At 38.7% G+C, this 13,742-nt stretch carries 9 protein-coding genes; 3 read left to right on the top strand and 6 right to left on the bottom strand.

The features are described from left to right. Nucleotides 1–25: 25 nt before the first annotated feature. From arfB to C2869_RS13700, 3 genes are all read left to right on the top strand, one after another. On the top strand, nucleotides 26–448 hold the full coding sequence (gene arfB, locus C2869_RS13710; RefSeq protein WP_408011860.1) for an alternative ribosome rescue aminoacyl-tRNA hydrolase ArfB: 423 nt from the start codon (nucleotides 26–28) through the stop codon (nucleotides 446–448). A gap of 532 nt (nucleotides 449–980) precedes the next feature. Beyond that, on the top strand, nucleotides 981–1,859 hold the full coding sequence (locus tag C2869_RS13705) for an ABC transporter substrate binding protein (protein ID WP_108603477.1): 879 nt from the start codon (nucleotides 981–983) through the stop codon (nucleotides 1,857–1,859). Between the two features lie 86 nt (nucleotides 1,860–1,945). Beyond that, a complete protein-coding gene (locus tag C2869_RS13700; protein WP_159084172.1) occupies nucleotides 1,946–3,415 on the top strand; it encodes a sensor histidine kinase in 1,470 nt (489 codons plus the stop codon). 165 nt (nucleotides 3,416–3,580) lie between these two features. On the opposite strand, the gene C2869_RS13695 is transcribed toward C2869_RS13700, so the two are convergent. From C2869_RS13695 to C2869_RS13670, 6 genes are all read right to left on the bottom strand, one after another. Further along, nucleotides 3,581–5,743, bottom strand: a complete 2,163-nt coding sequence (locus tag C2869_RS13695; RefSeq protein WP_108603475.1) for a TonB-dependent receptor plug domain-containing protein — start codon at nucleotides 5,741–5,743, stop codon at nucleotides 3,581–3,583. Between the two features lie 148 nt (nucleotides 5,744–5,891). Further along, complete coding sequence (asnB, locus tag C2869_RS13690) at nucleotides 5,892–7,784, bottom strand: asparagine synthase (glutamine-hydrolyzing) (RefSeq protein WP_108603474.1); 1,893 nt, start codon at nucleotides 7,782–7,784, stop codon at nucleotides 5,892–5,894. 5 nt (nucleotides 7,785–7,789) lie between these two features. After that, a complete protein-coding gene (locus C2869_RS13685) occupies nucleotides 7,790–8,602 on the bottom strand; it encodes a hypothetical protein (protein WP_108603473.1) in 813 nt (270 codons plus the stop codon). Nucleotides 8,603–8,614: 12 nt separating this feature from the next. Continuing rightward, a complete protein-coding gene (locus C2869_RS13680) occupies nucleotides 8,615–9,436 on the bottom strand; it encodes a citrate synthase family protein (protein WP_159084171.1) in 822 nt (273 codons plus the stop codon). Nucleotides 9,437–9,535: 99 nt separating this feature from the next. Beyond that, nucleotides 9,536–11,698, bottom strand: coding sequence for a TonB-dependent receptor plug domain-containing protein (locus C2869_RS13675; protein ID WP_159084170.1), 2,163 nt, complete (start codon nucleotides 11,696–11,698; stop codon nucleotides 9,536–9,538). A gap of 222 nt (nucleotides 11,699–11,920) precedes the next feature. After that, nucleotides 11,921–13,702 (bottom strand): thiamine pyrophosphate-binding protein, encoded by a 1,782-nt coding sequence (locus C2869_RS13670; RefSeq protein ID WP_108603470.1) that lies wholly within the window; start codon nucleotides 13,700–13,702, stop codon nucleotides 11,921–11,923. Nucleotides 13,703–13,742: the final 40 nt, after the last annotated feature.

Below are 13,742 nucleotides of genomic sequence, written 5' to 3'. Positions count from 1 at the left end.
TTATTCAAAAAATAGGTGAATTAACGTGCTGAATAAAAATCATCCAAAGATTACGTTAACCAATTTAGAACTGGCGGTTGAGTATAATCCAATACGCGCTCAAGGGGCTGGCGGACAAAACGTCAATAAAGTAGCCAGTGCTGTTTACATAAAATTTGATATCAACAAATCTATGCTAAATGACATGGAAAAAGCTAAGTTATTGGCTTTTAGTGATCATCGCATCAGCAAAGACGGCTTTATCCATATAAAAGCCCAAACACATCGCACTCAGTTACAAAACAAGCAAGAAGGGCTGCTTCGGCTACAACAATTAATCATTGATGCCACTAAAACATATAAAACAAGAAAAGCAACCAAACCCACTAAAAGCTCGCAAACCAAAAGGCTAGACAAAAAAACCAAACATGGCCAAACTAAATCGCTAAGAAATAAAGTGAGCTACTAATAAAGCGTTAAATAGGCATACAGAATTCGCAATATCTCTTGAACTCAAAAGGTAAAGAACTAATAAAACAAGGGGTTACAACCCTATTTGCGACAAGACGCCCAAAATTAGTGGTTTTTGTTTATTTTTTGCTTGTCAAGTTATCAACCAATCCGCATAATGCCCCCTCAGTGTGCCATCAAACCTTAGTTGCAATTGATATTGAATGATAAGTCACTTCCAGTGGCAAAAATAACGTTTAGTACATTGAAATATATAAAGTTAAACCAAGTTAACCATTATAAAATCGGCAAACAAAGTCGTATTGTGATTGACCATCATTAATAAGTGGTTTAGCGAAATTAAATAAAATATAAAATGTACCGATAAATAAAGATAGTAAGACGAGTTTTCGGTTCATTCCATTTACTGACAATAAAAATAATTGTGTTACTTTTTGTACAGTGCCGATGGCAAAAGCAGTACAATACTCAAATAAGTAAACACATCAAAATCGAGTGTTTAAGTGCAAAGGATTTACAGCAGGACAATTTTGTTAACTGCACTGTTAACTCTGGCTAGCTCCGCGCTAGCAGAAAAGTTAACGGTAATTTTCCCGCACGTGCGAGCCCCCTACGCAGAAATTTTTGACCAAATCAATGAAGGGATCTCTTCAGAATACCCACACGAAATTAACCATATAAAACTACCTAGCTCCTTTAGTGCCGCCGCCGTAGCTGACAATATTGAAAGTGACCGCGTTATTGCCTTGGGTAAACGCGGTTTAATGGTTGCCAATGAGCTTAATTCGCCAATTCCAGTGGCTATTGGTGCCTTGCCTGTTCGCCCCAACACCCTGTCTGGCGTAAGTCTTTTAAGCAGTCCTGCTAGTTTATTTATCTCTCTGCGCAATTTAGCGCCCAACGTGAATACGATCACGGTGATTTATTCTGAAACATCTAGCTGGATTATTGATGAAGCGCATATCGAAGCCCGAAAGCTCGATTTAACCTTGAATGCCATTCTCGTCAAAAACTTACAAGAAGCAGCGCAAGCATATAACAATTATTTCACTATCAAAAACAAGCGCAACCAAGCTATTTGGTTGCCACTTGATAACATTACAGCCAACGAAAAAGTCATAGTTCCTAAAATACTGGAACAAGCTTGGAACCAAAAAATAATTGTATTTAGTAGCAAACCCAATCATGCCCGTCGGGGTGCTCTTTTCTCCGCCGTACCGGACAATTATGAAATGGGTAAGCAATTAGTTCGCTTACTCAACAAAATTCAAACTCAGCAAAAAAACAACCCTATGTTGGAACCACTGGCAAAAATCAAACTTGCCGTTAATCTGCGAACTGCCGCTCACTTAGGTTACAAATACAGCGCAGCTGAAAAATCAGAGTTTGCGATGACGTTTCCCAACTAATCATGCTTCTTAAAAACCTAACGTTTTCATCAAATACCAGTATTAAACGCCAAGTCATTTCTTTTTTAGTATTTGGCGTTGTTGTAATGACGTTCATAATTAGTGCCATTACGGCCGCCGGTGTCAACCAACAATCTCGCCAGTTAATGCTAAACAATGCGTTTCAAATTAGCCAAGGTTTAGCCAACCAATCTGTCTACCCTGTATTATCTGGTGCCAAAGAAAATGCGCTCGATGCAATCAAGCAAGTACTGGGCTTTCCATCCGTAAAAGCAGTACGCCTAACGTCGGTACAAGGCGACACATTCGCCAGTCAGGGGCAATTACCGACAACGTTAAAACTAAGCGGGTTAACTGAAACAAAAATTATTAACGAGCAAGAACAACATTGGTTGATTGCATCGCCCATAAAAATAATAGACTTAGACACTAGCGAAGATGAAGGTTTTGCATTTGAAGAAGAACAAGCGCAAACCAGCGACATAATTGGTTATGCTGAAGTTCTGGTCAGCAAAGAAATATTATTAGCCACGCAAGCCCGAGTAACACTATTTATCACTATATCCGGTGTCGTTTCGGTTATTTTGCTTGGTTATATTCTCAACTTTGGGTTAAAACGACTGTTTAATCCGCTTTATAAATTAGCCGACACCATGGATGAAGCCAAACAGTCTGGCGAACATCTATTTGCAGAAGTGCAAGGTGCGAAAGAAATTCGCATGATGGCTAACTCATATAACAATATGATGGAAGTATTGGATAAACAGGACGATGAGCTACGCTTACACCGTGACACACTAGAAAAAGAAGTACAAATTCGCACACGTGAGATCATAGTCGCGCGGGACGCGGCGTTAACAGCGAGCCGTCATAAATCTGAATTCATGGCTAATATAAGCCACGAATTGCGTACGCCAATTCAATCCATCATAGGCTACAGTGAAATTGTCATTGAAGAATTAGAGCTCGAAGGAAACTTTGAACTCATAGACGATATTGAAAAAGTAGAGAAAAACGCCCAACGTCTACTAATGCTAATCAACGGATTATTAGACTTAGCCAAAATCGAAGCCGGTCATCTCGATGTTAATCTCATCAGTTTTTCACTAGCTGAGCTAAAACAGAACATGATGGATACCATAGCGCCCTTGTCTAAGCAGAATAACAACACCTTTTCCATTGATGACCAAAGTCAGTTAACGACTGTCACGCAAGATAAAGAAAAACTAGAACAAGCCCTGCTAAATCTTCTTAGTAATGCCTGCAAATTCACCAATGATGGCAATGTAAAATTGCTAATAAGTAATGATGCAAATAACCTTTACTTCCAAGTGCAAGATACCGGCATTGGCCTAACAAAAGAACAGCAAGATTATATATTTGATGCTTTTAAACAAGTTGATGGCAGCCAATCTCGTAAATTTGGCGGCACAGGCCTCGGCTTAGCGATAACCAAAAAATTTGTCGAATTGATGCAGGGTACAATCCGAGTTAATAGTGAGCAAAATCAGGGTTCTAGGTTTACGATTAGTGTTCCAATAGTGAAAACAACTTAGGTCCATCTAATTATTTGCGACTTAGCTTAAATAAAGCAATCAAGTGCCTTTTGTTAGAGCTCTAGGTTTGGGGCCTGAGTTTTATTTGCTCGCCTAATCTTCATAAAACCCCAAGTACTACTACAAATTTATACAAACTCAGCATTTTCGTAAAAATAGACTTAGTTAGAATTTAAAGCGAATTTCACCAAATAAATTGCGCCCCGCTAAAGGTAAATCGTTAGGTAAGTTGACACTTCCATTATTATTGATTGATGGTTCTCTAGCATCAACATCGAAAATATTTCTTCCAATCATAGCTAATTCAATGGGTAATTCAGCAGGACTCCAACTTAATTTAAAATCAGTGATCCAATAATCATCAATATTCGCTCTTGGATCCAACTTGTCCCTTTTACGTTGTGAAACATAGTTATTTTTTAAATTAAAAGATAAGTTATTTGAAATTTTCCAATCTAACTGAGCATAAAATTGCTGCTCAGGTATAAATGGTACATTTTGCCCCGTTAGATCGTTCTCAGGTTGGGTATATGCAATATTAGCCCGCAAAGCTATATTGTCTGATGCCTTCCAATTAACTTCGACCTCTGTTCCAAATGCGGTTTGACGGCCATAGTTTTGAGCAACTTTGGTAGGAATAATAGCATCAGCTACCGGCCGATAAATAATAATATCACGCCATTCATAACTATAAATATTCCATACAACCCCTAGGCCATTATCGGCATGGTAATCTACGACTAATTCAATCGTCTCCATTTCTTCTGGCGATAAATTAGCATTACCCAAAGCAACAGGATTACCTTTTGCACCCAAATCTGTAAACGAAGGTGCTCTAAACGCTTTACCGTACAATAACTTGGTTGATAAATTTAGACTTGTAGCCCAAACCATTGCTAGCCTTGGATTAACCGTTGATCCAAAGTCATCATAATCATCATAACGTACGCCAGCGGTTAGTTCCCAATCGGCCGCAAATGCCCAAACATCTTGTGCAAACAAGTAAAAATTAGACCGTTCTGTTTCTCTAATAAAAACAGCATCAGTATCAGACACATCGGTCAATGGACCAACTGCGGAAATAGGATTACCATTGCCGTCAATACCAAAGTTTTTGCTCTCCTTTACTTTGTACAAATCGGCAAGGTGATAACCCGCTCCAAATCTAATAGCGTGTTCAGTTAGCCCTGAATACAAGCCTGTAATATTTAATCTTGTGTGCTTTTCAAATACCTCTGGTGTTGCACGTACAGCTTCAGGATAACGAATACCAGAAGGTAAACCTAAAGCATTAGCCAACCCTAAACTATCAAAACCAGAATCAGATCCTGCTGGATACAAAGTATATTGATTTTTTATTTCAGAACTTGTTTTAAAAAAGGCCAATTGAGTATCAAAAGATAGCTCGTCATCTACCTTGCCATGATAATTGATGTCAAAATTTATTCTGGTGCTTTTTAATTTTGCTTCAGGGTCTAGCGCCTCAGCGAGTCCAGCTCCAGAACCCACATTATCACGCCTTTGCATGCCAGCGCGGACTTTTAAGTCTTTGTATAGGACTTCTAATCTAATATCAGTATTTTCAGCACCCAAATTTATTTTTCCAGGGGCTAAAGATGCATTTGTTGTCGGTACATCCAGTGTTGATGTTAATGCATCAAGCAAGCTTTGAGCATCAGACTCAATAATATTGTCTGGGCCGTTCGTTTTATGAGATTCAAATGTTGCAGAATAAGAAAGATCGTCGATTGAATCACTAACCGTCATCCAACCATGAGTACTATTAAAGCTCCCTGCTCTAGCGGAAAATTCATTGCTTTTTATATCTTGTGAGCTTTTAGTCATGATATTTATCACGCCTGCAAAAGCATCGGCACCATAAACCGCAGAACCAGGGCCGCGCATAATTTCAATACGAGCAATAGATTCAACAGGCATTCCGCCCCAAATATTATTTCTATTTCCTGTAAATATATTGGTAATGGGTACACCATTGATAAGCATCAAAACTTGAGAGTTATAAGAGCTATGCACACCACGAAAAGTATATATGGGTTGATAAGCATCAGATAAACGACTGATATGCAACCCTGGGACAGTCTCAAGCACATCATCAATATCAATTGCCCCCATGGCTTTGATTTGCTCAGCAGTAAAAACACTAGCCACTGCGGGAGCTTTATGGATTTGGGTTTTTAAACCAGTCGCAATCTCAATGAACTGATCACCACCGTAGAACTCACCAAATTCATCCAAGTCATCGTTATCAGCTAAGACGTAGTTAGAATTAGACAGCAGTATTGCTAATGTTAATGCTCTCGATTTCATATGCAGTTATCTCTTATGATTACCCTAAGCATCGCTGCCATTAATTATCAACATAAACTTCTCAACCTAACAAAGGACACTCAAAGTTAAACGTGAGCATAGTAAAGGTTTTATATTTACAGTTAGTTTTCCTATCGATAAAGTAAAGTTAAGCAACAGATAGCTTAAAATGATGTTGTAACGCATACAAACTCATTAACTCCATCAATGTCGCTTCTGCCAATGGCCAGCTTTCAGGATCAAGTTTTGAAACTGTATCTAAATAGTTAATTACTTTACCTTGTTCAAAAAAAGGTACAGCCGTAAATTCAGTGGAACGTAATGTATCTTGAACAAGCTGATGAAATTTTGCTTCAGGTACCAAAACACTGGGTGGCGCAAAAAATGGGTGCTTTTGGCGTTTATAAACTTCCGCAGTGATATAAGGTTTAACAGCCTCTCGTAATATATACTTTTCTTGTCCATTTCGTATTTTCAAATTGACTGGTAGCTGATTTACAAACTCAGCCACTTTGTGATCTAAAAATGGTACCCGACCTTCCAAAGAGTGTGCCATTTCCATGCGATCACCAAGTGTCATTAAAACGTAGTTAGGTAACAAAGCTTTCGAGATTGAATACATAGCCTGATGTACAGGATGGCGATTTGTAACTTTTGTCAGATCTAAATGATTTAAGAATTGAACAACACTTGACTCAGCAGAGTACTTATTCGAGTGACGAAACAACGACTCTGCTTGACGATACATACCAACTAAAGGCGGAAGCCAGCTAGGAACATTTCCTAATATATTCTCAATATAGGAAGTATCACCTTCTTCTCTACTGAATTCCAAGCCAGATGTAACTCTATTTGATTGCGATAGCTCTCTACTCCTGTTTTGAGCAGAAGTTTGATTTTTAAGTACGTCATTACGAAAAGTTGAGTAACCAGCGAAAACCTCATCTGCCCCTTCACCTGTTAAGACAACTTTAAAGCCTAAGTTTGAAACATATTTACTAAGTAAATACTTAGCAACACCATGCGGATTCATACAAACATTTTCACTAAAACGAATTGAATCTATAAAATGATCTGCAATATCATCCTGACTAATTTTAATTTCATGATGGTTTGATTCAGCCTTATCCGCCATTCTTCTGGCTATTGCGCCTTCATCATAATCTCGCTGGTCAAATGAAAGAGTGAATGAGTCAATAGGCTGATTTGTTAACTGACTTGCTAATCCAAGAACAGCACAAGAATCAACACCTCCACTAAGATAGACACCAACGGGCACATCAGATCTTAAACGCGTATTTACTGAATCAAAAAGTAAAGACCGTAATTGCTCAATCGCATCCTCATCAGAAATATTCAATTCATCCCCACTAACAGGAAAGTCAATATCCCAATATTTCTGAATTCTAAACCCTCCTGGCGTTGCCATAAGAAAGTGTCCCGGTGGAACTTGATGAATATTCTTAAAAAGGCTTCGGTCGCGATAGTAATATGCTCGTGAGTAATAGCTATCTTCATCCCAAATTGCAGGGACACCAGCAGCAAACAGTGACTTTACTTCAGAGCCGATAAACAGCTGACCATTATGCCAAGTATAATAAAGGGGATTAACACCATACCGATCTCTTGCAGCAAACAAGGTGTGATTATTTTCATCCCAAATGCAAAATGCAAACTCACCTCTAAGTTGCTGTAAGCATTTAGTACCAAATATTTGATAGGCATGTAGTGCTATTTCAGAATCAGATTTAGTTTTAAAAACTGCTCCACGTTTTTGTAGGCTTTCTCTTATTTGCTCAAAATCATAGAACTCGCCATTGGCCACTATATGACAATTCTCTGCTACGTTCGATATGGGTTGTTGGCCTGTATGTAAATCAATAATACTCAATCTGGCATGGGCTAAACCAACATTAGCTTGGGCGGAAACCCATACATTGTAGTTATCTGGGCCTCTGTGATTTAAGCTTTCTACAGCAGGCTTTAACTGAGCATAATTTACAGGTTTATTCGGTGAATATATTGCAAATATCCCACACACTTCAATTACTCCTCTATAGCTCTAGGAGCACGTCCAATATACTCAATATCTTGGCATTTCATGGGAATAAATGAATTAGCAGATTGCTTTTCAAAATTGTTAAAACAAGCCACAGCTCCACTAACTACAGCAAACGCGTTAATTTTGTAGCCCTCTTCTGGTGTAAAGCCATGATCTAAAAGAAACGCAGAAGCATAACCGCCACAATTGATTGACAATTGATAATGTTCATTTAAGTACTGACTAAGTTTTAGTGCAAATTTTAAATATTCACCTTGTTCTATACCTAGTTTCTTTTGTACATCAGAAAACGGTTTTAAACGCTCATCATCTCTATCAATTGGCCTAGCAAAACCAACGATAATCGGTTTACCGTTTTTAAATTTAACACTCTTTATTATTTGCCCTAGAGAGATACCTTCTTTGTAATTTTTATACATTTCAAGTTGAGCTTGCATGCTAAGCTTTCTTGCCTGACTGCCACCATAGGCTCTCGAATCTGCCGCCAAGATAGCACTCGTTGCAGAAGCAACTACTGATGTATTAGTATCTGCTGCATACGCCGCAATCTGATTACACCAAATTCGACTATCTGGATAACTTAATCCCATAAAGCAGACTTCCAACCAATCGGCAATATTTCTAGCAACAAATTTCCCTGTAGCATTTAATATAACCAATTGTAGATATGAGACATTGCCCATAAGCTCATTCATTAAAGAATAACCACGAACATTGACATCATTTCCACCACTCCAATGCCCAACTGAACTAACAATTGTTTGGTTTCTTTCGTCCCAGTATTTTGTATCGGCCATAATTAATTACTTTTACTCAGGTGAATAAATGTGTTGTTCATCTTTCAAAATAGGCATTGCAGTAATAGGTTTATGAGTTTGCTCAACACCATGAGCGAAAATACCAGGCGCGCATAGCAATTGAAATAAACCTATGGACTCACGTGCAGGAATACCAAGCTCACAAAAAACGGTTGCCGCTAATCCGGTTTTAAGCCAACTAAAATTTGCTGGCGCTAACGCTAAACAAAATGTTTTAACCCATGAATAAAATTTAAATGATTGGTTTAACTGCTGGTCACAAAAAACAGCATTCACCAAACTGACCGCCATCTCGTCTATAGATCCATATTGATTACCAAAACCAGGGCATATATGAACTTCACCTTGTATATCTTTGGGTTCCAATTCTTCTAATAACTTTGCAGCTACCTCTTTGGGTGGTAACTGATAAGATTGGGTTAAAAAATCGACACAGGCTGCCACTTCATTTGCACCATTAGCTTCACCGCCAAGTACCGACAAGCCAATGGGTAATAAATGCTCTGCGTTGGTTTTACTAACGCCTGCCACCATACTCGCTTTAACTGCAGGATGTCTTGGCCCTAAGTCAATTAACGCTATCATTAATCGTTCCAATAATTTAGCTTGCGATTGATTTGGCAACTCTCCGGTAAACATGAGTAACAAAGTTTCACTGAAGGATTTTTTAGCAACCAAATCCTTTAAATTATATCCCTGAAGATAATTTGTTTGACTAATGTACGGATTAGTATCGGAGGGCTTTTCAAGAAAAATAGAGGTTTGAGCTTTGCCTGCATAGACAAAATCTCTTTTTGTTTTTTCACTTGTCATTACATGGTGTCTTACAGTTAGCTCAATAAAACTAAATTTAATCATTAAGCTTGAGTTGTATAGCGAATATAAAAATGCCGCCTGCAGGCGGCATAATTTTTAAAATTCGTACCTCAATTCAGCGTAGAAGCCTCTGCCCGGTAACGGTAAATCGTTCTGTAGATAAACTGCAACATCTCCATTTGTAAATTGAGTCGTAGCTGAAGGCTCTCTCGCATCTGAATCGAAAATATTTTTCCCTATAACTTTAAGCGTTACTGGCGTCATATCTGGTTGCCATTGTAACGTTAAATCTGTAATCCAATAGTCATCTATCTCATTGCGAATATCACCGACCTGCCTTTTTCTACCTGACACATAGTTATTACGAACATGAAAGCCCACAGAATCGGATGCCTTCCAATCTAACTGTAAATACACTTGGTTACTTGGTGTAAATGCGACTTCTCGGCCTGTCTGCTTATTTTCAGCATTGATATAAGCATAATTACCTGAAAATTTAACATTTTCACTTAACTTGCTATACAGCTCTAACTCGGCACCATAACCTTTTTGCTTACCTTCATTTTGAGCTACGTTAGCACTACCATTGGGTACGTACTGAATTATATCTGTCCATGTATAATGATAAAAACTTGCTACTGCACCTACACCATCATCTGGGTGGTAATCAAAAGATAACTCAATCGATTCAATTTCTTCAGGTTTAATATTGGGGTTACCCACAGCAACAGGATTATTTTGATTGCCTCTATCAGCAAATGAAGGTGCCCTAAATGCTTTACCGTAAAGCAGTTTAGTACTTAAGTTTAATGAACTTGACCAAACTAAAGCAATTCGAGGGTTTGTAGTGCTTCCAAAATCTGAATAATCATCATGCCTGACGCCTGCTGTCAATTCCCAGTCATTTGCTAAAGCCCAAACATCTTGAACAAAAACATATCGGTTATCTCGTTTTGTCTCTTGTAAAAATTCAAATGGCGTATCAGATACATCAATAACGCCTAATTGCTCATTTTTACTTACACCAACAAAATTTCCATTTTCAATAATCGGTTCAAAATTCAGCCCAGGACCTATTGCAAAGTTTTTAGTTTCTGTTGTTTTATATAAATCACTTCGATGAAACCCGAAACCAAAGCGAAAAGTATGGCCTTCTAACCCTGAATACAACCCCGTCCAATTAGCCCGATAGTGACGCTCATATACTTCAGGGTTGCCAATAAAACCATTTTCAAAAACTCCATCGAAAAAACTATCTTTGTAGCCTCGAGGATAAATACGATATTGGTTTTCTACTTCTTGTGTAGTATCGAAATAGGCTAGCACAACATCATGCGATAAATATTCGGTTAACTTTGAACTATAGGTTAAATCGGCATTGATACGTGTACTAGCCTGTTTAGCTTCAGGATCTAACGCCTCAGCTAACCCAGCACCTATTCCATTATTTTTTCTTTCTTGCAAACCAATTCTAAGGCCTAAATTTTTATACCCTAGTTCCGCTCTAATATCTAAATTTGTAGTGCTTAGATTCAAAGCGCCGGGGGCGTTGGAAGCGTTAGTAGAAAATAAATTGTCAAAAACAGACTGCGCATCGCTTTCTATAATTTTGTCATTGCCATCTGTTTTATGGTATTCAACGGTTAGAGCATAGTTAACTTCATGTTCTTCACTTGCGATTTGAAACCACGCATCATTGGTAGAGTATTGCCCACCGCGAATACCTAAACTATTGCGTTTAATATCTGAAGCCGACTTGGTAATTATGTTTATTACGCCAGCAAATGCATCAGCACCATATACTGCCGAGCCAGGACCTCGAATAACTTCTATTCGTTCCACTGCTTCCAATGGCATCCCGCCCCAAACTTGATTACGATTTCCCAAAAAGTTATTTGTAATAGGTACCCCATTTACCAACATCAAAACCTGAGGGTTATATGCACTATGAATACCCCTAAAAGTATACACGGGGAGATAAGCGTTGTAAGAACGGTTTATGTGCAAACCTGGAACAGTCTCTAATACGTCATCAATGTCCATCGCCCCCATAGCCGAAATTTCTCGAGAGGTAAATACACTGGCGACTGCGGGTGCCTTATGAATTTGAGTATCAATTCCTGTTGCTATTTCGACGAAATCGTCACCACCGTAAAAATCATCAAAATAATCTTCTGCGGGGTCAAGTGTGTTAGCAGAAAAAGCTGGTGTTTGAAAAAAAGAGATAAAAATTGCAAGAGACAAAGCGTTAAACTTCATAAGTCTACCCATTTGATATTATTATAATTTTCCAATTATGAATTTCGACAAAGAAACGCATAACTTGATTAAATATCAAAAACTACAAATTCGCAACATCACCATGATGTTAATTTTCTATTTATCATTGAAAAAACGACTTATAGTTTTAACTTATCAAGTAATAACCTCTCCATTTCAATTGTATAAAAATTATTACAGACACCAAATACTAGTATCATTTTATTTATAACCCGGTGCCGCAGAAGGATTGCCATCGTTTAAACTTTTAACCCTAGCCATCATAGGCGGTACTTCTTCAGGATCGATACGTACATCTAACAAGGTCGGGATATTCGATTCAAACATTTCGTTTAAATTCAGCTTATCTAAATCCTCTGGTGATTTGACTATAATGCCTCTTGCCCCCTGCGCTTCAGCTAAAGCGGCAAAATTCACTTCATTAAGTTTCCAACCAATTGATTCTGCATTGCTCAATTGCTGCCCATAACGGATCATACCAAACGCCGAATCGTTTAATACGACGTAAACGATGGGTAACGAATGTTGAACTGCCACTCCAATTTCATGAGAACTCATCAACCAAGCACCATCACCTGCAAAACAAACGTGTGGCGTTTTTAGGCTACCAAATTGAGAGCCTATGACTGCACCAATCGCCCAAGCCATACTGCCGTATCCCATAGATACACGATATATACCTTCGTTCGACTCTGTTGCTAAATAATGAGTGGCCCACGCCCATATATTACCTGTATCAATAAAAACGCGAGTATTAGCAGGCATATTGTGATTGAAGTAGTACATTAGCCTTTGTGGCTTAATCGGTACCTCGTCTGACAAACATTTTTCTGGCTCAATTAGTTCCGCGTGACCATGCAAGATATTTCGATTAGGTTTTAATTTGATCCCTTTCCATGTTCTACGCCAACTTTGCTGAGTGACTTTATTGACCATACGCGTAACAATGGCATCTAAGTGGCCACACACATGTAGCTTGGCCATAGGAGAGCGACTAAAACTTTCAACCGACGAATCAATGTGCACTAATTTTTCATTAAGCACTTTGCTAGATAAACCACCAATTCCCATTTCGGTAATGGATGTTCCCATTGCCAGTATTAGTTCAATATCAGGGTTTTCAAACAATTCCCGCGCCGATGCATGACCCGCATAGCCATAAACCCCTTTGTATAAGGGATGTCTTTCGTTAACCCAACGTTTACCCATAGGCCCAGACACAAATGGCGCGTTAATTGCCTCAGCTAATTCTTCAATTTGACCATAGGCACGACCACAGCCATGGCCGACAAAAATAACAACCCGATTAACATTCATTAACTCTTCGAGTAATTGCTCGACCGCTATTTTGTCCTCTAACGAGGTATGCATCATTAAATAATTAACGTGTATATTTGGGTCTTTATTTTCGTACGGAAGGCGTAATATATCAGATGGAATGCTTAAATGAGCTGGCCCACGTGGCGACTGCATAGCTTCCATTAAAGCAGATATTAATTTACTCTCGAATTGTTCGGGGTGTGAAATTAACGCATTGAATTTCGTACAGTTACGGAAAATACCCACGGTATCGATTGCAGTTTCACTTGAATCTTGTAACGCCCTTTTACCAAATTTAGGTAACGCGGTTTGCGCAGTTAACACCAGCATTGAGGTTTTATCTACCGAGGCAGAAGCCACACCTGTAATTAAATTAGTTGCCCCTGGGCCGGTTGTAGAACAAACGACGCCTAACTTACCGGTTTCCCGAAAATAGCCATCAGCCATAAAGGCAGCGGCACATTCATGTCGAGCAATAATAGCTTTTGGCCCACCTCGCCTTTCTGAACGAGCCAATGCGTTGTATAACGGCTCGATTGCACCACCGGGCACGCCAAATACATACTCAACACCTAATTGGCGTAAGTATTCTAAAATGAGATCTGCGTAATCTTCAATAACTGCGGATGCAAAAGCGGCGCGCTCTGAGTCGGAATAAGACATTATTTATATTGTTCAACATGACAATTTAAAGGGCAATATG

The organism is Saccharobesus litoralis (assembly GCF_003063625.1).
Lineage (GTDB): Bacteria > Pseudomonadota > Gammaproteobacteria > Enterobacterales > Alteromonadaceae > Saccharobesus > Saccharobesus litoralis.
Note: the sequence above shows the minus strand (reverse complement) of the source record. Positions and strands in the feature narration are given on the sequence as shown.